Origin of the sequence: Streptomyces lasiicapitis, from assembly GCF_014646335.1 — a bacterium.
Lineage (GTDB): Bacteria > Actinomycetota > Actinomycetes > Streptomycetales > Streptomycetaceae > Streptomyces > Streptomyces lasiicapitis.
This window is the reverse complement of the sequence record NZ_BMNG01000003.1, coordinates 530,697-551,148: the sequence shown is the minus strand read 5'-3', so window position 1 is coordinate 551,148 and position 20,452 is coordinate 530,697. Positions and strand designations below refer to the sequence as shown.

General features: G+C 73.0%; 14 protein-coding genes. 8 read left to right on the top strand and 6 right to left on the bottom strand.

Going from position 1 to position 20,452, the window contains the following annotated elements; all coding sequences use genetic code 11:
* Nucleotides 1-131: 131 nt before the first annotated feature.
* Nucleotides 132-1,214, top strand: a complete 1,083-nt coding sequence (locus tag IEY91_RS07925) for a DUF2637 domain-containing protein (RefSeq protein ID WP_164319176.1) — start codon at nt 132-134, stop codon at nt 1,212-1,214.
* A gap of 243 nt (nt 1,215-1,457) precedes the next feature.
* On the opposite strand, the gene IEY91_RS07920 is transcribed toward IEY91_RS07925, so the two are convergent.
* Nucleotides 1,458-1,940, bottom strand: coding sequence for an ATP-binding protein (locus tag IEY91_RS07920; protein ID WP_229696780.1), 483 nt, complete (start codon nt 1,938-1,940; stop codon nt 1,458-1,460).
* Nucleotides 1,941-2,186: 246 nt separating this feature from the next.
* On the opposite strand from IEY91_RS07920, the gene IEY91_RS07915 reads away from it, so the two are divergent.
* Nucleotides 2,187-5,249: an alpha-mannosidase gene (locus IEY91_RS07915; RefSeq protein ID WP_189173373.1), complete on the top strand. Its 3,063-nt coding sequence runs from the start codon at nt 2,187-2,189 to the stop codon at nt 5,247-5,249.
* An 18-nt stretch (nt 5,250-5,267) separates the two neighbouring features.
* On the opposite strand, the gene IEY91_RS07910 is transcribed toward IEY91_RS07915, so the two are convergent.
* The 3 genes from IEY91_RS07910 to IEY91_RS41650 form a co-directional block, all read right to left on the bottom strand.
* A complete protein-coding gene (locus IEY91_RS07910) occupies nt 5,268-6,098 on the bottom strand; it encodes an isocitrate lyase/PEP mutase family protein (RefSeq protein ID WP_189173372.1) in 831 nt (276 codons plus the stop codon).
* A 98-nt stretch (nt 6,099-6,196) separates the two neighbouring features.
* Nucleotides 6,197-7,939 carry a pyruvate dehydrogenase gene (locus IEY91_RS07905; protein ID WP_189173371.1) on the bottom strand — a complete coding sequence of 581 codons (1,743 nt, stop codon included), beginning with the start codon at nt 7,937-7,939 and terminating at the stop codon, nt 6,197-6,199.
* A gap of 54 nt (nt 7,940-7,993) precedes the next feature.
* Entirely contained in the window at nt 7,994-9,508 is a 1,515-nt protein-coding gene (locus tag IEY91_RS41650; protein ID WP_229696779.1) for a protein phosphatase 2C domain-containing protein, read from the bottom strand.
* Nucleotides 9,509-10,601: 1,093 nt separating this feature from the next.
* Here IEY91_RS41650 and IEY91_RS07895 point away from each other — a divergent pair.
* The 6 genes from IEY91_RS07895 (at nt 10,602) to IEY91_RS07875 (ending at nt 17,412) form a co-directional block, all read left to right on the top strand.
* Complete coding sequence (locus IEY91_RS07895; protein WP_189173370.1) at nt 10,602-11,633, top strand: helix-turn-helix transcriptional regulator; 1,032 nt, start codon at nt 10,602-10,604, stop codon at nt 11,631-11,633.
* Between the two features lie 42 nt (nt 11,634-11,675).
* Entirely contained in the window at nt 11,676-12,161 is a 486-nt protein-coding gene (locus IEY91_RS07890) for a DUF456 domain-containing protein (protein ID WP_189173369.1), read from the top strand.
* Between the two features lie 127 nt (nt 12,162-12,288).
* Nucleotides 12,289-14,613, top strand: coding sequence for a glycosyl hydrolase family 95 catalytic domain-containing protein (locus IEY91_RS07885; RefSeq protein ID WP_189173368.1), 2,325 nt, complete (start codon nt 12,289-12,291; stop codon nt 14,611-14,613).
* Nucleotides 14,614-14,651: 38 nt separating this feature from the next.
* Nucleotides 14,652-15,038: a PPOX class F420-dependent oxidoreductase gene (locus tag IEY91_RS07880; protein WP_189173367.1), complete on the top strand. Its 387-nt coding sequence runs from the start codon at nt 14,652-14,654 to the stop codon at nt 15,036-15,038.
* A gap of 93 nt (nt 15,039-15,131) precedes the next feature.
* Complete coding sequence (locus IEY91_RS41645) at nt 15,132-15,671, top strand: hypothetical protein (protein ID WP_229696778.1); 540 nt, start codon at nt 15,132-15,134, stop codon at nt 15,669-15,671.
* Between the two features lie 25 nt (nt 15,672-15,696).
* A complete protein-coding gene (locus IEY91_RS07875; protein ID WP_229696777.1) occupies nt 15,697-17,412 on the top strand; it encodes a DUF8696 domain-containing protein in 1,716 nt (571 codons plus the stop codon).
* A 35-nt stretch (nt 17,413-17,447) separates the two neighbouring features.
* On the opposite strand, the gene IEY91_RS07870 is transcribed toward IEY91_RS07875, so the two are convergent.
* On the bottom strand, nt 17,448-18,851 hold the full coding sequence (locus IEY91_RS07870) for a DNA-3-methyladenine glycosylase 2 family protein (RefSeq protein WP_189173366.1): 1,404 nt from the start codon (nt 18,849-18,851) through the stop codon (nt 17,448-17,450).
* Nucleotides 18,852-19,002: 151 nt separating this feature from the next.
* Nucleotides 19,003-20,151, bottom strand: coding sequence for a ribosome small subunit-dependent GTPase A (rsgA, locus tag IEY91_RS07865; RefSeq protein WP_189173365.1), 1,149 nt, complete (start codon nt 20,149-20,151; stop codon nt 19,003-19,005).
* Between the last annotated feature and the right edge of the window lie 301 nt (nt 20,152-20,452).

The window sequence follows — 20,452 nt, the reverse complement described above, 5'->3', positions numbered from 1 at the left end:
ACGTATTCGGCGCTCGGTACGGCATTCACCACCCCCTTGGCGTCCTCTTGCCGGAAAACCGCCTTGGGCGCCGTGCGGCGTGGGCCACTATGGCGCCCGAAAACGCCCTACCGCGACGCAAGGGACGCCAGATGAAACTGACCGACATATCGCTGGACTGGCTGCTGCCCGGCAGCATCCTGCTCCTGGGCATGGCAGTGGCGGTGGCGGTGCTCGCGCGGGGCAAGAAAGCCCAGGCGAAGGCGGCCACCGGCAGCGGCGAGGACTCGTGGGAGCGCAACGAGGAGCGGCGCCGCCGCAAGGAAGCCGTCTACGGCACCGCCTCGTACGTCCTGCTCTTCTGCTGCGCGGCCGTCGCCGCCGCCCTCTCCTTCCACGGCCTGGTCGGCTTCGGCCGGCAGAACCTGAACCTCTCCGGCGGCTGGGAGTACCTGGTCCCCTTCGGCCTCGACGGCGCCGCCATGTTCTGCTCCGTCCTCGCGGTGCGCGAGGCCAGCCACGGTGACGCGGCGCTCGGCTCGCGCCTGCTGGTGTGGCTGTTCGCCGGAGCCGCCGCCTGGTTCAACTGGGTGCACGCGCCCCGCGGGATCGGCCACGACGGCGCCCCGCAGTTCTTCGCCGGAATGTCGCTGTCCGCCGCGGTCCTCTTCGACCGCGCGCTGAAGCAGACCCGCCGCGCCGCCCTGCGCGAGCAGGGACTCGTACCGCGGCCGCTGCCGCAGATCCGCATCGTCCGCTGGCTGCGGGCGCCCCGTGAGACCTTCGGCGCGTGGTCGCTGATGCTGCTCGAAGGCGTACGCACCCTCGACGAGGCCGTCGAGGAGGTCCGCGAGGACCGGCGCGAGAAGGAGCAGGCGCGGACGCGGCGGCGGGACCAGGAGAAGCTGGAGCGGGCACAGCTCAAGGCCATCAGCCGGGGTCACGGGCACCGTGGGTACCACGGGCGTGGCGGGCGGCAGGTCGACGTCCAGGTCGGCTCATCGGGCGGTTCCGCGCAAGTCGGCGCGGAGCCTGCCATAGCGGCGCCGCAGCCCTCCCCGCCACCTCAGGAAGAACTTCCCGTACGGTCCCGGCCCTCCCTGCAGGCCGTTCCGAGTGAACCCGCCGCCGGGACGGTGACCGTCGACCTCACGGCCGAGGACGACACCCAGACGTTGCCTCGGCTCGATTCCCTCGAGCAGAAACTGAAGGATCTCGAGCAGCAGTTCGGGTGACTGCCGGCGCGGCCGACGCCACGGGGCTCCGCTCCCCGTCTGGGGCTTCGCCCCTCTCCCCCTGTCGGCGCTCCGCGCCTCGTCCTCAAACGCCGGACGGGCTAGACCTTGCCGGTGCGGCCAGGTTGTTCGTTTCAGCCCGTCCGGCGTTTGAGGACGAGGCCGTTCAGGCCGATCGGGGGTCCAGGGGGCGGAGCCCCCTGGTTACGGGAAGGGGCGGGGCTGGGGCGCACCCGCGAGGGCTCACCCCCCGTCCAGCTCGAACCAGACCACCTTCCCCACCCCCTGCGCCCGCACCCCCCACGCGTCCGCGAGGGACTGGACGAGGAGGAGCCCACGCCCGTGGGTGTCCTCCCCGTCCCCGGGGGCACGGGGCCGGGGCCGGCGCCCCACGAAGTCCCTGACCTCGACCCGCAGCCGCCGCGGCCCCACCGTGGCGGTCAGAATCGCGTCCCGGTCGGTGTGCACCAACGCGTTGGTGACCAGCTCACTGGCGAGCAGCTCCGCGGTCTCGGCCCGCCCGGGCCGCCCCCAGTGCCGCAACAACTCCCTCAGCTCCCCCCGGGCCTCGGACACGGCCCGCAGATCGGCGCGCCCCAGCCTGCGCCGCAACTGGACGCTGCCGTCGCCGGAGGCACCTCCGGCCGGCTCGTCCCCTCGTTTCGGAACGGTCGCCTCCACGCCGATGGATCTGCTGGAGGCGACTCCCCTTAGGTGTCTCGTCATGAACCCCGCCCACCCGATGGCCAAGCCCCCCGACCGGCCTCTTGACGTAACTCGAACACGCTCACGGAATGCATGCCCGCCCCTCCAGACGGCACGCATGTCCATCCGTCAACCAAAGATGCGGATGCGCCGATGGTTTGAGGGGAAGTGAAGCCGAGTACTCCGCGATCGACCCGCCGTTCGCCTCCGAGGGGCCCTCGGCGGGCCCCGATCGACCCACGTGAGCGACCACGCGAAGGAGCCGCCGTGCACGACGACCGACAGCTGGTGGAGGAGCGCCTGGACCGCGCGCTGCGGCAGTTCATCCGGCCCGCCCAGTACGCGGCGCGGACGCCGCTCGCCCTGTCCGTGTGGCACGCGCCCGGCGAACCGGTGCCCGTGGGCGAGGCCCTCGCGGCGGCGTACGAACCCTTCGAGACCGGGAGCGACTGGGGAAAACCCTGGTCCACGAGCTGGTTCCGGCTCGAGGGTGAGGTACCGAACGACTGGGAGGGGCGGCACGTGGAGGCGGTGATCGACCCCGGGTTCACCGGCGATGGACCCGGCTTCCAGGCCGAGGGGCTTGTGTACGACGCCTCGGGCGTGCCGTTGAAGGGCATTCACCCGCGCAACCGTCATGTGCCGGTGGCCACCCGCGCGCGGGGCGGCGAACCGGTGCGGCTGCTGCTCGAAGCGGCGGCCAACCCGGCCGTCCTTCACGACTTCGTACCGACGCCGCTCGGAGACGTCCTGACGGCAGGCGATCGGCCCATCTACCGATTCGCGGCTGCCGACCTCGCCGTACTGGACGAGGACGTCTGGCAGCTCGTCCTGGACATCGAGGTCCTGTCGGAGCTCATGCGGGAGTTGGATGCGGGACAGCCGCGACGGCACGAGGTCCTACGTGCCCTTGAGGACATGCTCGACGCGCTCGATCTGCACGACGTCTCCGGCACCGCCGCCGCGGCCCGCGCCGAGCTCGCCGAGGTGCTCGCGCGGCCCGCGCACGCCAGCGCCCACCGCGTATCGGCAGCCGGGCACGCGCATATCGACTCGGCGTGGCTGTGGCCGCTGCGCGAGACGGTACGCAAGGCGTCCCGGACGTTCGCCAATGTGACGGCGCTGGCACGTGATTATCCGGAGCTGGTGTTCGCGTGCTCGCAGGCGCAGCAGTACGCGTGGGTCAAGGAAAACCAGCCGCACATCTGGGAGCGCATCAAGAAGGCGGTGGCGGACGGCAATTGGGCGCCGGTGGGCTCCATGTGGGTGGAGTCGGACGCCAACATGCCCGGCGGTGAGGCGCTGGCCCGGCAGATCGTGCACGGGAAGCGGTTCTTCCAGGAGGAGTTCGGGGTCGAGACGGAGGAGATCTGGCTGCCGGACTCCTTCGGATACACCGCCGCTTTCCCGCAGTTGGCGAAGCTCGCGGGCGTACGGTGGTTCCTCACCCAGAAGCTGAGCTGGAACCAGTCCAACAAGATGCCGCACCACACCTTCTGGTGGGAGGGCATCGACGGGACGCGGGTCTTCACGCACTTCCCGCCCGTGGACACGTACAACTCGCAGCTCCACGCCGCCGAACTCGCCTACGCGGAGCGGAACTTCGCCGACAAGGGCCGTGCCACGCGCTCCCTGGTGCCGTTCGGCTGGGGCGACGGCGGTGGCGGTCCGACCCGCGAGATGATGGAGCGGGCGCGCCGTCTGCGCTCCCTGGAGGGCTCGCCGCGCGTCGAGGTCGAGAAGCCGTCGGCGTTCTTCTCGGCGGCCGAGGAGGAGTACGGCGAGCGGGCGCCGGTGTGGTCCGGCGAGCTGTATCTGGAGCTGCACCGGGGGACGTACACGTCGCAGGCCGCCACCAAGCGCGGCAACCGGCGCGGCGAACACGCCCTGCGGGAGGCCGAGTTGTGGTGCGCAGCGGCCGCCGTGAAGGACCCCGCGTACGCCTATCCGTACGACGATCTCGACCGGCTGTGGAAGACGGTCCTGCTGCACCAGTTCCACGACATCCTGCCGGGCTCGTCCATCGCCTGGGTGCACCGTGAGGCCCGCGACACCTACGCGCGGGTGCTCGCCGAGCTGGACTCGCTCACCGCGGAGGCGGTGCGGCACCTCGGCGGCGGCGAGGCCTCGGTGCTGAACGCGTCGCCGTACGAGCGCAGCGAGGTCGTCGAGCACGAGGGGCGGCTCGTGCATGTGAACGTCGGCGGGTTCGGCGCCCAGGATCTCGCGCGGGCCGCCGGGCACGAGCGGGACGCGGGCGCGGTGACGTCCGCGACCCGGACCGGGCAGGAGATCGTGCTCTCCAACGAGCATCTGCGGGTGACCGTCGACTCCGACGGGCTCCTCGCCTCCGTCCTCGACCGGGCCGCCGACCGCGAGGTCCTCGCGCCCGGCAGCCGCGGCAACCTCCTCCAGCTCCACCCCGACCACCCCACCCACTACGACGCCTGGGACCTCGACAAGCACTACCGCCACCGGCACACCGACCTCACCGCCGCCGAGTCGGTGGAACTCGTCGAGGACGGGCCGCTGCGCGCGTCCGTACGGATCGTCCGCTCCTTCGGAGCCGGGTCGCGGATCACGCAGGAGCTGCGGCTCGCCGCGGGCAGCCGGCGGCTCGACGTGGTCACGGAGGTGGAGTGGCGCGAGTCGGAGAAGGTCCTGAAGGCCGCCTTCCCGCTGGACGTGCAGGCCGAACGGTCCGCCGCGGAGATCCAGTTCGGGCATGTGCACCGGCCCACGCACGCCAACACGTCCTGGGACGCAGCTCGTTACGAGATCTGTGCGCATCGGTGGCTGCGGGTTGCCGAGGACGGGTACGGGGTCGCGGTGCTCAACGATTCGACGTACGGGCATGACGTGACCCGTACCCCTCATCCCGAGGGGCTCGGGACGACCGTCCGCCTCACCCTCCTGCGGGCGCCGCACAGTCCTGACCCCGAGACGGATCTCGGGACGCATCACTTCACGTACGCGCTGCTGCCCGGGGGCGGGACTGCGGACGCGGTCGCGGAGGGACTCGCCCTGAACCTCCCCCTGCGGGTCGCGTCGGCCCCCGCGGTGGCCCCCCTAGTCCGGGTCGACCACGCCGGGGTGACCGTGGAATCGGTCAAGCTCGCGGAAGACCGCAGTGGCGATGTGGTGGTCCGCCTGTACGAGTCCCTGGGCGGCCGGGCCCGCGCCACCCTCACAACCTCGTTCCCCGTCACCCAGGTGGACATCACGGACCTCCTGGAACGCCCCCTGCACCCCGCCGTCACGTCCGGCGCGGGGCTCGCCCTGTCCCTGCGCCCGTTCCAGATCCTGACGCTGCGGCTGCGTCCGGCGTAGGCCTCGCGGTGTTGTCCCTCAGTGGCTGAACAGGCCGTCCGGGTTGAAGCCGTGTGAGCTGTCCAGCGTGGTGTACGTGCCTGTGCTCAGCACTTCGAGGGCGGCCTGGCGGGCTGCGGCGTAGGCGGCCTGGGCCACACCCGTGCCCAGGCTGATCCTGCGGACCCCGGCCTCCGTCAGCTGGGCCACGCTCGGCCCGCCCGGCCCCGCCAGTGCGTTCACCGGCAGCGAGGTGCTCTCGGCGAGCCGGTGCAGCGCCGCCAGGTCGAGCAGTTTGGGGACGAAGATGCCGTCCGCGCCGGCCTCGGCGTAGGCCGCTGTGCGGGTGAGCACCTCGTCGAGGCGCGTCTCGGGTTCGCCGATCTGGAAGATGAAGACGTCGGTACGGGCGTTGATGAGCAGCTCCGGCAGCCCGGCCTCGGTCGCCGCGTGGCGGGCGGCGCGGATCCGCGCGGCCTGCTCCTGCACGGTGAAGAGCGGGCCGCCGGCCGCGGTGGAGTCCTCCAGGTTGATGCCCACGGCACCGGCCTCGATCACGGCATGGACGGTGGCCGCGACGTCTTGAGGGGTGGGGCCGTAGCCGGCCTCCACATCGACGGTGACCGGCACATCGACCGCGGCCGTGACCCGGCGGGCCGCCTCGGCCATCTCCGCACGGCTGAGGCGGCCGTTGGCCAGGCCCAGTGCCCAGGAGACCCCGGCGCTGGTCGTGGCGATCGCGCGGGCACCTGCTGCGGCGATGACCGCCGCGCTGCCCGCGTCCCAGGCATTGGGCAGCACCAGGACGGACTCGTCGAGCAGGGCACGCAGCCGCAGCGCCTTGTCCTGGGTACGGGCGTCGACAGACATAGGGGTTCCTCGGGTATTTCAGTGATGGCGGACACCGGCACCGGCCAGCCTAATTCCCACAACCACTCCGTCTTTCCGGACGTGCTGCCCGTCGGAGGTCACGGCCTCGGGACGTTGCGCAAGTTGGAGCGGGCCAGTTGGAGCATTCGGCCCACCCCGCCGTCCAGGACGATCTTGCTGGCGGAGAGGGCGAAGCCGGTGACCATTTCGGAGCTGATCTTCGGGGGGATGGACAGCGCGTTGGGGTCGGTGACGATGTCGACCAGGGCGGGGCCCTTGTGGGTGAAGGCGTCCTTCAGGGCGCCGGCGAGTTGTTTGGGCTTCTCTACGCGGACGCCGTAGGCACCCGCGGCTCGGGCCACGGCGGCGAAGTCGGGGTTGTGGTTGGTGGTGCCGTAGGAGGGCAGCCCGGCGACGAGCATTTCGAGTTCCACCATGCCCAGCGAGGAGTTGTTGAAGAGGACCACCTTCACCGGCAGGTCGTACTGGACGAGGGTCAGGAAGTCGCCCATCAGCATGGAGAAGCCGCCGTCGCCCGACATCGAGATCACCTGCCGCCTGCGGTCGGTGAACTGGGCGCCGATCGCCTGCGGCAGCGCGTTCGCCATGGAGCCGTGGCTGAAGGAGCCGATGATGCGCCGCTTGCCGTTGGGCGAGATGTAGCGCGCGGCCCAGACGTTGCACATGCCGGTGTCGACGGTGAAGACGGCGTCGTCGGCGGCGAGGTCGTCCAGGACGGAGGCGACGTACTCGGGATGGATCGGGACATGCTTCTCGACCTTGCGGGTGTACGCCTTCACCACGCCTTCGAGCGCGTCCGCGTGCTTCTTCAGCATCTTGTCGAGGAACCGGCGGTTCGACTTGGGCGAGACGCGCGGGGTGAGGCAGCGCAGCGTCTCGCGTACGTCGCCCCAGACGGCGAGGTCGAGCTTCGAGCGCCGGCCGAGCCGTTCGGGGCGCACGTCGACCTGGGCGATCTTGACGTCGTCGGGCAGGAAGGCGTTGTACGGGAAGTCCGTGCCGAGGAGGATCAGGAGGTCGCACTCGTGGGTGGCCTCGTACGCGGCGCCGTAGCCGAGCAGTCCGCTCATGCCCACGTCGTACGGGTTGTCGTACTGAATCCACTCCTTGCCGCGCAGCGCGTGCCCCACGGGTGACTTGATCTTCTCGGCGAAGGCCATCACCTCGGCGTGGGCGCCCGCCGTGCCGCTGCCGCAGAAGAGGGTGACCTTGTCCGCCTCGTCGATCATCGCGGCGAGCTTGTCGATCTCGGTGTCGCCGGGACGTACGGACGGGCGGGACGTGACGAGGGCGGTCTCGACGGCCTTCTCCGGGGCGGCCTCGGAGGCGACGTCGCCGGGCAGCGACACCACGCTGACGCCCGACTGGCCGACGGCGTGCTGGATGGCGGTCTGGAGCAGGCGCGGCATCTGCTTGGGGCTGGAGATCAGTTCGCTGTAGTGGCTGCACTCGCGGAACAGCTGGTCCGGGTGGGTCTCCTGGAAGTAGCCGAGTCCGATCTCGCTGGAGGGGATCTGGGAGGCGAGGGCGAGGACGGGCGCCATGGAGCGGTGGGCGTCGTACAGGCCGTTGATGAGGTGCAGGTTGCCGGGGCCGCAGGAGCCCGCGCAGGCGGCGAGGGAGCCGGTGATCTGGGCCTCCGCGCCGGCCGCGAACGCCGCGGTCTCCTCGTGCCTGACCTGGATCCAGTCGATCGCCTTGGTGCGGCGGATCGCGTCGACGACGGGGTTCAGGCTGTCCCCGACGACTCCGTAGAGGCGTTTGACTCCGGCGCGTACGAGGATGTCGACGAACTGCTCGGCGACGTTCTGCTTGGCCATCTCTTCATGCACCCCTTCGCTCTCTTTGGGTCCATGAATTCACAGCGAGGGCGCTCACGCCTCCCAAACGGCGGCAGCGGTGCGGTCGTCCGCGTACCCCTTCACCCTGACCTGCGTGTCGGCGAGGAACGCGGCGAGGCCGGGCGGGCCGCCCCCGGCCCACCTGCGGGTGAGGTGGCGGGCCAGCTCCGGCTCGCCGCGCAGGGGCTCGGCGAGGCCGCCGCTGCACAGCAGGAGGGTGTCGCCCGGGCGGGCGACGGAGGCCCGGAACCGGAACGGGTCGCGCGGCGGGGTCGGCGCGGGCTCGTACGGGCTCGGGGGCGTCGTGATGCCCAGGTCCATGGTGAGGCGGTCGCCGTCGGGGGACTCGGCGGGCGGCGAGCCGAAGCCGACGACCGGCTCTCCGGCCAGGTCGGCGACGCGGGGCTCTATGTCCTGCCAGTCGCCGCCGCGCAGCCGGAACAGGCCGCCGGCGCCGACGCCGAAGAACACGCGGGTGCGGCACTCCGGGTCGGCGGGGAGCAGGAGGCAGCGCAGCGATGCCGTGTACTCGTCCGGTTCCAGGCCGAGTTCGGCGGCGCGGGCGCGGAGTTTGCCCAGGCTGCGGTCGGTGAGGCGGTGCAGGCCCGACTTCAGGTCGCCGCGCCTCGCGGCGCGGATGTCCTGCGCCAGGCGCGCGTGGCTGCGGCCCACGGCCCGGCCGATCCACGCGCAGGCGTCGGCCGCCGCCTGGTGCGCGCCCGGCGTGGCGCGGGCGCCCGTCGCCATGGCGACCAGGACGAGGGTGTCGTCGCCGGTGCCGAAGCGGGCGGTGAGCAGGGCGTCGCGGCGGGGTTCGCCGCGGAATCTGGCCGAGTCGCCGCGTACGGACGCCGCGCGCAGCGTGGACGTCCCGTAGCGGGCGCCGTCCAGGACGGTGTCCGCGACGAGTTCCCCGAGCGCGTCCGGGTCCGCCACGGGCAGCCCTGTCGGCTCGGCTTCGTACGTAGGCGGCCCGTCCCCCACGTACGCGGGCACGCGGCCCGGAATCCCGCCCGCGTCCGGCGTCTCCTCGGCCGCGCCCACGGCCCCTGAACTCCCCTCACTGGACGGCGTCCCGCCCGCCGTGGAGGCCCCGGAAGGCCCGCCTTCGGCCTCCGGTTCGGGCTCGGGCTCCGGCTTCCGCGCAGGGGGAAACGTCACGGGCCCGGCGGCTCCGGCGGAGGGCACCCAGGGGGCGGGGGCCCGGTAGGCGGGAGGGTCGTGGGGCGGCGGGGCAACGGGGCGGTGGGGTGGCGCGGCGGTCGGTTGGCGGGGCGGCTCGGGCGCGGGCCGACGGGGTGGCGCGGGTGCCGGAGAGGCTGAGGGGTGCGGTGGCTCGGGGGCCGGTTGCCGCTCGGGGGGCACGGGGCGCGGTGGCTCGGGGGGCGCGGGCTGGGGTGGTGCCGAGGCCGGACGCAGGGGCGACTCGGACGTCGGAGGCTGAGGTGATTGCGGCGGCTCCGGGGCGGAGCGGCGAGGTGGCTCGGGCATCGGCGGCCGAGGTGGCTGCGGCGACTCCGGGGCCGGGCGGCGAGGTGGCTCGGGCATCGGCGGCCGAGGTGATTGCGGCGGCTCCGGGGCTGGGCCGCGAGGCGGTTCGGGCATCGGCGGCCGAGGGGGCTGCGGCGGCTCCGGGGCCGGGCGGCGAGGTGGCTCGGGCGTCGGAGGCTGAGCACGCTGCGACGGTTCCGGGGTGGGCCGCTGGGGCGGCCGGGGCGCGGAGGACGTCAACCAGTCCGGGAGGGGGCCCCGTTGAGGGGCAGGGGTGGCCCGCGGGGCCGGGTCGACTTCACTGCGACTCGAGTCGGCTTCGGCTCGGGCCGCCTCGGCCTCACCACGGGCCAGGTCCGCTTCACGTCGAACCGGGGCATCCCCGCTACGGGCGGAGTCGGCCTCACGGCGAACGGGACCGGCCTCACCACGCACACTGTCGGCCTCACCACGGGCCAGGTCCGCTTCGCGGCGATCCGGGGCGTCCCCACTGCGCGCGGACTCGGCCTCACGGCGGACCGGACCGGCCTCACCATCCTCCCGGTGAGCCGAGCTCACATCCCCCGCCGCCGCACCCCGTTGGCCGGGGACACCCTTCCGCCCGCCAGGACCCCCGGCAGCGTACGCAGTACTCCCCTCCTCGGCGGAGCCGGACGCGGACCCGGAGTCGGCCGCCGACTCCCCCTCGTCCAAGGCGCCCTCGCCAGACAAAGCGTCCCCGCCAGACACAGTCACAGCCGCCGAAGCAAACCGGTCGTCCAGAGAATCAGCCGCGGCCGCAGGCCCCGCGTCGTCCTTCGACTCGTCGTACAGCTGCCCCCACCAGTCGTCCTCCTGGCCGGAACTGGCCCCGCGACCGGTGTGCCTCTCCCCCTGCTGGCTCATGACCCTATTGTCCACCGCACAGGGCGTACGAAAACGGTGCATCCGGAAATTTCAGCGAGCGGCGGGCCGGGCGCCGGGCGGCCCCACCCCCCACGGGAGGACCGCCCGGCGCGGGGGCCCACCTTGGCAGACCGGCGGGTACTGCGGGGATGATGTTCGCGGCGGGTTTACGCCGTGGCCGCTTTCCGCCACGGCGGGGTGGAACGCGCCAGCACGATCGGGGGGCCTGGCCTGCCCGGAGAGCCATCGGGAGGGGCGTCGCCGCATGCTGGCAGCGATAGGTCTGGACGACACGCACGAGGCGGCGTACCGGGCGCTGGTGTCGGTGGGCGCCGCCGACGTGCCCGATCTGGCGCGCCGCCTCACGCTCGGCGAGCCGGAGACCGAGCGCGCGCTGCGCCGCCTGGAACGGCACGGCCTGGCCGCGCAGGCGTCGGGCCGGGCGGGCCGCTGGGTGGCGGCGCCGCCCGGCGTGGCCCTGGGCGCGCTGCTGACCCAGCACCGGCACGAGCTGGAGAAGGCGGAGCTGGCGGCGACCCTGCTCGCCGAGGAGTACCGGGCGCAGGCCGCGGAGCCCACCGTGCACGACCTGGTCGAGGTGGTGACCGGCGCGGCCGCCGTCTCGCAGCGCTTCCTGCAGCTCCAGCTCGGCGCGAGCCACGAGGTGTGCGCGCTGGTCACGGGCAGGCCGGTCGCGGTGACGGGCGTGGAGAACGACGCGGAGGAGCAGGCCGCCAACCGGGGCGTGCGCTACCGCGTGGTCATCGAGCGGGAGGTGCTCGCCGCGCCCACCGGCCTCCTGGAGGTGTCCGCGGCGATGCGGCGCGAGGAGCGGGTGCGGGTCGCCGACCGCGTACCGACGAAGCTGGTGGTCGTGGACGGCTCCCTGGCGATGGTGCCGCTGACGTCCCGCACGGCGGAACCCGCGGCGCTCGTGGTGCACGCCAGCGGCCTCCTGGAGTCCCTGACGGGCCTCTTCGAGGCGGTGTGGCGCACGGCGCTGCCGCTGCGCCTCGGCGAGGACGGCGCGGTGCGCGAGGCGGACACCGAGGGGCCGGACGGCACGGACCTGGAGGTCCTGTCGCTGCTGCTCGCCGGGATGACCGACGCGAGCGTCGCCAAACAGCTCGACCTGGGGCTGCGCACCGTACAGCGCCGGGTGAAGCGGCTGATGGAGCTGACCGGCGTGACGACGCGGCTGCAGCTGGGCTGGCACGCGTACGAACGGGGCTGGGTGGCCCGCGAGGCGGCCGCCGGGCCCTTCGGGACCGCCCCCCACGCGGGGCCCCAGGACTGACCCCGACCTGCGGTTTCGTACCCGCTCCTGCACCCTGGGCAGATGGGAGCGTGGGAACTCCTGCTGGTCGGCGTGGTGATGCTGCTCGGCCTGTGCGGAGTGCTGGTGCCCGGGGTGCCGGGGTCCTGGCTGGTGTGGGCCGGGACCGCGTGGTGGGCGCTCCAGGACCCGCGGGGGCTCGCCTGGGGGGTTCTGGTCGGCGCGACCGTGGTGCTCCTGCTGTCCCAGGCCGTGCGCTGGCAGCTGCCGCCCCGGCGGCTGCGGGAGTCGGGGGCGACCCGGCGGATGGCGGTGTTCGCGGGCGGCGGCGCGCTGCTCGGGTTCTGCGTGGTGCCGGTGCTCGGCGCGCTGCCGGGGTTCGTCGGCGGTCTGTACGTGGCCGAGCGCGTGCGGCTCGGCGGGCACGGTGAGGCGGTGACGGCGGTGCGGACGGCGCTGCGGGCCGGGGGGTGGAGCGTGTTCGTGGAGCTGTTCGCGTGTCTGCTGATCGTGGGGGCGTGGGTGGGGGCGGAGATCTGGGGCGGCTGACGGTCTGCCTCACCGCGCTTTGTACATCCGATCTCTCCCTACTCATTGACGTACCCGTACGTCATCTCTAGCTTTCAGCGGCAGATACCTCCGATGACTCAGCGACGCGAAGCGGCCAGGAGGCCTGATGCCCAGACCGACCAGAAGAGCCGTGCTCGCCACCGGACCCGCGCTCGGCGGGGCGGTGCTGGTCGGCGGCCTCCCCGCGCAGGCCGCGCACGCCGCCCCCGGCCGCGACCACGGACACGACCACGCCCCCGACCCCTGGCGCACCGTCCTCGACGACGCGGACATGGTCTGGCGGCGGATGCCGAGGACCTGGTACGAGGGCCCGTTCCTGGGCAACGGCTTCCTCGGCTCGGGGATCTACGCGGAGCCGGGCCGCGAGACGAAGGCGGTCCGCTTCAACGTCCAGCACTCCGAAGTGCAGGACCACAGACCGCAGTTCGGCTCCCTCTTCGGTCTCGCCCGGCTTCCGATCGGCCACCTCACGCTGGAGCCCGTCGGTACGATCACCGGCCTCGACTGGCGCCTTCGGCTGCGCGACGCCGAGCTGACGGGGACGCTCACCACGGACCGCGGCACGCTCCGCCTCCGCGCGCATGTGCACAGCTCGCGCGCCGTCCTCGCGGTGGAGGTGACCGCGAGCGCGGGCGAGCGCGGCTTCCGCTGGGTGTTCCATCCGGCGGAGGCGATCAGCCCGCGGGCCGCGTTCAAGCCGGTGCCGACGGGGTACGAGGGCAACCCGCCCGCACGCGTCGAGCAGCACGACGGCGTGTCGGCGGCCGTGCAGCCGCTGCTCGCGGGCGGACAGCACGTCACCGCCTGGCGGGAGCAACAGCGGGGCGGGGCACGGACGTTGTACGTCCACGTGGCGCACTCGCACCCGAAGTCCACGGCCCGCGACCGGGCGGTGCGCGCGGTGCGGTCCGCCGCCCGGCTCCCGTACGACGCCTTCGCGGCGCCGCACCGCGCATGGTGGGACGCGTACTACCGAAAGAGCTTCCTGTCCCTGCCCGACGCGCGCATGCAGCGCTTCTACTGGATCCAGCTCTACAAGACGGCGGCCGCGGCCCGCCGCGACGCCCCGGTGATGGCAACCTGCGGCCCCTGGCTGGAGCCGACGCCGTGGCCGAACACCTGGTGGAACCTGAACGTGCAGTTGGAGTACTGGCTGATCCACGGCTCCAACCACCTCGAACTCGACGCAGTGACACGGGCGTTGAGTGAGTTCCGGGACAACCTCGCCAAGGAGGTCGCCGCGCCGTACCGCGCGGACTCCCTCGGCGTGCCCCGCACCACCGACACCCGCCTGGTCAACGGCGCCTCCGTCACCAACGGCGGGTACGGCGTGGGCATCCCGGGCCAGGACCCGCCGACTCCCGAGGTCGGCAACCTCACTTGGGCACTCCACAACGTCTGGCTGAGCTACCGCCACACCATGGACACCGCGCTCCTGCGCGACGTCCTCTTCCCTCTCCTGCGCGGCGCCGTCAACTACTACCTGCACTTCCTCCAGCCCGGCCCCGACGGCAAGCTGCACCTGCCGGCGACCTTCTCCCCCGAGTACGGCGGCAACAGCCGCGACTGCAACTACGACCTGATGCTCCTCACCTGGGGCTGCCGCACCCTCCTGGACTCCGCCGAACTCCTCGGCGTCGACGACGAGTTGGCCCCGCGCTGGCGCGAGGTCCTGGCCAGGCTCGTCACGTACCCCACCGACGGACACGGCTACATGATCGGCGCGGACATCCCCTTCGCGAAGTCGCACCGCCACTACTCCCATCTGCTCGCGGTCTATCCGCTGTACGAGGTCACGGGCCGCACCCCGGCCGAGAAGGCGCTGATCGAGAAGTCCCTGGCGCACTGGGTCGGCTTCGAAGGCGCCCTGCAGGGCTATACGTTCACCGGCGCGGCGTCGGTCTCCGCGCTGCTCGGCAAGGGCGAGGACGCCCTGAAATACCTCGGCGAGCTGATGAGCCGCTTCATCCAGGCCAACACCATGTACAAGGAGTCGGGCCCGGTCATCGAGACGCCGCTGTCGGCCGCGCAGTCGCTGCACGACATGGTGTGCCAGTCGTGGGGCGACGTCATCCGCGTGTTCCCCGCGCTGCCCGCCGCGTGGGCGGACCTCGCCGTGCACGACTTCCGTACGCAGGGGGCGTTCCTGCTCAGCGCGGTGCGGGAGAAGGGGGCGACGCGGTGGGTGCGCCTGGTGAGCGAGGCGGGCGCGCCGTGTGTCGTGCGGCACGGGATCGCCGGGCCGATCGAGGTGCGGGACGGGCGGGGGCGGCCCCTGCGGTACGAGGACGCGGGTGGCGGCGCGATCCATGTCGCGCTCGGCAGGGGCGGCTCGGCGCTGATCACGGCGCGCGGTGACCGGCCGGACCTGCGGGTGAGGCCGGTCGAGCCGAACGCGGACGCGCCTCGGTGGGGGTTGCCCTCGGCGTGAGCAGTGCGCGAACCCGATCCTCGTGCCAGCCTCGCCCCATGACCGAATTCAGCGCGGCCGAGCGCGCGTACCTGAAGTCCCAGCGCCTGGGCAGGCTCGCCACCGTCGACCCGCAGGGGCAGCCGCAGGCCAACCCCGTCGGGTTCTTCCCGCAGGACGACGGCACGATCCTGATCGGCGGCCAGTCGATGGGCACCACGAAGAAGTGGCGCAATCTGCGGGCCAATCCGAGAGTCGCGCTCGTCGTCGACGACATCGTGAGCGAACGGCCGTGGCGGGTGCGGGGCGTGGACATTCGCGGTGAGGCCGAACTGCTCACCGGTCCGCACGCGTTGGGCCCGCACTTCAGCGAGGAGCTGATCCGCATTCATCCCAAGCGCATTCACAGCTGGGGGCTGGACGGAGAGGCATCAGGGAGGCGTTGACAGGGACCGCCAGAGCGACTTAGGTATGCCTTACCTAAGTGGAGGCTCGCTCTGGCGCGTCTCCTCCCCGACACCCGAGAGGTGCCGTCAACCATGCCCACCCGCACCCGCGTTCGCACCCGCGCCTGCGTCACCGCCCTCGCCGCCGCCGCGCTCACGGCCGCCTTCGCCGGAACCGCGACGGCGGCCGACGTCACGGCCGAGCGCACCATCACCGACGGCGGCACGACATACCACCTGAAGCTCACCGGGCCGGACTCCGCCGCGGCCGGCGGCGCCAACGTCACGGTGTCCGGGACCGGTTACAACTCCGGGCAGGGCGTGTACGTAGGCCTGTGCGCGGTCTCCGGGGCGCCCGGCGCGAACAAGCCGACGCCGTGCCTGGGCGGCCAGGACCAGTCGGGCACGACGGGCGCCTCGCACTGGGTGTCCAATGCGGGCGGCGGCACCGTACCGAACAGCTCCCGGTTCGGCGCGGGCGGCAGCTTCTCGGTGAAAATCCATGTGAAGGCCGACCTGGGCAACGGCAAGGTGTGCGGCGAGACGGTGGAGTGCGCGATCGTGACGCGCGCCGACCACTTCGACTCCGGCGACCGCAAATACGACGTGCACATCCCGGTCACCTTCCAGTAGTCCGGGCGGCCACTCGATGAGACGCATGCCCCTGCTGACCGCGTCGGCGCTGACGCTCGCCACTCTCACCACCGGCTTCGCGCCCGGCGACGCCAACGCCCCCGAGGAGAAGGACAGTTACCGCCGCACGGGCGACTTCACCACGGCCGGCAAGCCGCTCGACGTCCTGATCCACCCCGACTCGAAGAAGCTGTACGTCGGCTCCGACGACGACGCGGGCACGGCGGACGTCAACGAGATGGGTCTGTACGTCCTCGACCGGGCCGACGGCACCGTGCGCGGCCGGACCAGCAAAGCGCCCGGCTCCACCGGTGTGCCGCGCGAGTCCGCCGTGCACCGGATCGCCGGTCCGCTGCCGGGCGACGGCGTCGTCTTCCACTATCCGCTCAAGGGCCTCGGCACGGCCAAGGACGGCGACACGGAGGCGAAGGGCGTCTGGCTGGCGGGCGCCAAGGTGACCGATGTCGGGCCCGGCGTCACGGAGGGGACGACGCTGGTCGCGCAGGGCACCGCGCTCACCGAGGTCGAGACGGCCACCGGCAAGGTCGAACGGTCGCTGGCCCTGCCGGGCGCCGGACGGTTCGCCGTCGACGCCGAGCGGCGCGCGGTGTGGTGGACGGACCTGGCGCAGAACAAGCTGTACCGCGTCGACACGGCCTCCTTCACCGTGGCGAAGACCGTCGAACTCCCCGTGCCGCAAGGGGCAGAGGGGTCAGGGGGTTTCACCGCCGTCGATCCGGCGACCGGATCGGTGTGGGTGGGACGACAGGACGAGGTGATGGTGTTCGGCCCGGACGGCGCGCCGCGCGGCACCGTCAAGGACACGGATCTGGCACGGGACGTGGCCTTCGACGGCGCCCGCGCGTACATCGCCCGGCAGGATGTCGGAGACCCGGGGGCGCCCGGCTACGACGGCCGGGGATCGCTGACCGTGGTCGACACCATCACCTTGAAGGACGTTGCCGAGCCGCTCCCGCTGCCCGGCAACGAGGCCCAGCTCGGCTCCGCGGCGGTGACCGTGGCGCCGGGCGGGGCCGAGGTCTTCGTGACAAGCCCGGCGCAGGGCCGCGTCACCCGGATCGAACGGAACACGCCCCCCGAAATCACGGAATCTCCCGAGGACTTGACGGTCACCGCCGGGTCCGACGTCACGTTCACGGCCAAGGCCAAGGGCTCCCCGGAGCCCGCCGTGCGGTGGCAGGAGAGCACCGACGGCGGCGAGTCGTGGCGCCCGGTCGAGGGCGCCACCGACCCCTCGTACACCTTCAAGTCCCTTGCGTCGCACGACGGTTACCGCTACCGCGCCGAGTTCACCAACGACGCCGGTACGGCCCGCACGGAGCCGGTGACACTGACGGTGCGCGCGGAACCCGGCGACGGGGGGCCGGGCGGGCCCGGCACGGGGGACGGCGGGACCGGGGGCGATCCCGGTGACGGCTCCGACGGCGGCTCCAGTGACGGAGGGGACAACGGCGGTGCTGCCGACGGCGGTTCGGCCGGGGGCGACTCGGGTGGCGGGGCGTCCGGCGCGGCGGGCGGATCGGACGGTGGCGCGGGTTCGGACGGCTCCGCCGGGTCCGTCGGCGGCGGCGCGGGGTCGGACGGCAGCCTGGCGTCCACCGGGCAGACGGTGACCGGGGCCGCGGCACTGGCCGCGGCGCTGACGGCGGCGGGCTGGTACGCGGTACGGCGGGCGCGCCGGTCCGCCACCGCCCCAGGGCTGAACTCACGTACCCCATAAGGCAGTTGCAGCACCCGCCCCGACAGCCGGGTCCGCTACGCGGTGAGGAGTCGCTCCTCCTCCGCACGCGGCCCCGGCTGTCCCGCGTCCGTCCACAGGTGACGTACCGCGTACGACCGCCAGGGCCGCCACGCGTCGGAAAGGTGCTCGCCCGGTACGGCCATGTCGGGGTCACCGAGGGCCCGCATCCGGATGGCCGCGGCGGCTCTCGCGTCCACTCCGGGCACTTCCCGCAGGTGCCGCTCGGCGTCGTCGCGGTCGGCGCCCGCGTCCAGGCACACGGTGCCGTCGGCGAGGGCGGCCGCGAGCGGAAGGCGGTGGGCGAGGGCTTCGGGCGCGGGGAAGACGTGCGTGAGCGTGCCGCACGGCGACGGCAGCGGCGTGCCGTGCTCGACGACCAGGCGCCGCGCCTCCTCCCTGGACACGACCGCCCGCACCGCGAACTCCTCCGGGTCGGCAGCGCCCGGCGAGCGCAGGCCGGGGCGGGCGCGGACCAGCGGGGCGAGGCGGGGGTCGGCGGACAGGCGCTCGTCGACGGCGTACGGATCGGCGTCCAGGTCGAAGAGGCCGCGCAGGCGCTGGACGGCGGTCGTCAGGTCGCGCAGGTCGGACAGGAAGAGACGGGCCTCCAGCCAGCCGCAGCGGTGGGCGTCGCCGCCCCGGCGCGCGTCACGCTCCTCGACGGCCACGATCCCGGAGGCGTACGGAAGGCGCAGCGTGCGCCGGTACGTGCGGGCGCCGCGCTCTCCGCTGACGTCCTCCACGCCGGGCAGGGCCTCGTGCGCGAGCAGGTCGAAGACGGCGGCGGCCTGGTAGGGGCCGCGGTGGGCGAGGCGCAGCGGGATGCCGGCGGAGGGGGTGCCGCGGCCGCCGCCCCGCTTGGGCGCGGCGGCGCGCAGGGCGGTGGGCGTCAGCTCGTACACGGCACGGATCGTGTCGTTGAACTGCCGGACGCTGGCGAACCCGGCGGCGAAGGCGATCTCCGTGACCGGCAGGTCGGTGGTCTGGAGCAGCACGCGGGCGGTGTGCGCGCGCTGGGCGCGGGCAAGGGCGACCGGGCCCGCGCCGAGCTCGGCGGTGAGCTGGCGCTGGACCTGGCGGGCGCTGTAGCCGAGGCGGACGGCGAGGCCGCCGACGCCCTCGCGGTCGACGACACCGTCGCCGATCATGCGCATGGCGCGGCCCACGACGTCCGCGCGGACGTTCCACTCGGCGGAGCCGGGCACGGCGTCCGGGCGGCAGCGGCGGCAGGCGCGGAAGCCGTTGCTCTGCGCGGCGGCGGCCGTCGGGTAGTAGCGGACGTTCTGACGCTTGGGGGTGACGGCCGGGCAGCTCGGCCGGCAGTAGATGCCGGTCGTCTCGACGGCGAAGAAGAACTCACCGTCGAAACGGGCGTCGCGGCTGCGTACGGCTTCGTACCTGGTGTCGTGGTCACTCACGTCATCCAGTGTGGTCCGGGGCGGCCACCGGGGCTAGCGGAAATCGGACGCCGCGTTCGCCGCCCCGGCGCGGTGTGAGGTACCCGCGCCCCGTAAGGGGCGCGGGGAACTGCGCGACCAGCCCCCACCGGCCCGCAGACAAGTCACCGCGCTAGCGCACCCGCCCCCGCTTGGCCTCCATGGCGGCCTTCCCCTCGGCGCCCCGCCGCTTCCACTCACGGCGCAGGTCGGCCCGGACCCGAGCATCGGTCTTGGCGACAATGCGCTGATTCTCACGAATCAACTTGCGGTAGCTGTCAAGCCGCCGCTCAGGCAGAATCCCGTCCTCAAGCGCGGCAAGCACCGCGCAGCCGGGCTCCGCGACGTGCGCGCAGTCCTGGAAGCGGCAGCCCTCGGCGAGCTCCTCGATCTCGGCGAAGACCTGTCCGACGCCGGTCCCGGCGTCGTAGAGGCCGACGCCGCGCAGCCCCGGCGTGTCGATGAGGACACCGCCGCCGGGCAGGACGAGCAGGTTGCGGGTGGTGGTGGTGTGCCGCCCCTTGCCGTCGACGTCACGGATCGCCTGTACGTCCATGATCTCGGCGCCGGCGAGGGCGTTGGCGAGGGTGGACTTGCCCGCGCCGGACTGCCCGAGCAGCACGGACGTGCCGCCCGAGACGACGGCGGCGAGGACGTCGACGCCTTCGCCGTTGGCGGCGCTGACGGGCAGCACCTGCACGCCGGGCGCAGTCGTCTCGACGTCCTCGACGAGGTACGAGAGCGCGGTGGCGTCCGGCACGAGGTCGGCCTTGGTGAGCGCGATGATCGGCTGCGCGCCGGACTCCCAGCCGAGGGCGAGGAACCGCTCGATGCGGCCGAGGTCCAGCTCACCGGCCAGCGACACGGCGATGACCGCGTGGTCGACGTTGGCGGCGAGGATCTGCCCCTCGGACCGCTTGGAGGAGGTGGACCGCACGAACGACGTGCGGCGCGGCAGGTAGTCCCGCACGTAGCGCGGGTCGCCGCCGGGCGCGTCGACGGCCGCCCAGTCGCCGGTGCAGATGACCCTCAGCGGGTCGTGCGGGGTGACGAAGGTGGTGTCGGCGCGGACGACGCCTTCCTCGGTGACGACGAGGTCGCAGCTGCCGCGGTCGACGCGGACGACCCGTCCGGGCAGCAGCCCGCGCTCCGCGTACGGGGCGAAGGCGGCGGCCCACTCCTCGTCCCAGCCGTAGGGGGCGAGGGGGTGCGAGGCGGCGCCGGAGGAGAGGGAAGAGAAGTCGAGTTCGCCGGAGGAACCCGGAAAAGCTGAGGAGGACAAGGGGAACCCTTCACAAGGGTGGCCCCGGCCCGCGCGCCCGACAGGCACGCAAGAGAAAGGTAGGTCAGCCGGAGACCACGGAGGTGATGTGCATGAACGTCTGGATGCGGGCAGCGCCCTGCGCAACGACAGCCATGAGTTACACCTCCTGAAGACCTGCTCAGCCGACATCGGCGGTGATGCACCGCCGAGGAACGTTCAGCACTGTAGCCCCCGCCTCCGACGGGCTGCCACTCCTTTTTTCCTCACCCGGACGGCCCGCACGCCCCCGCCCGCCCCCTCGTTCCGTCCAATCTGTTCC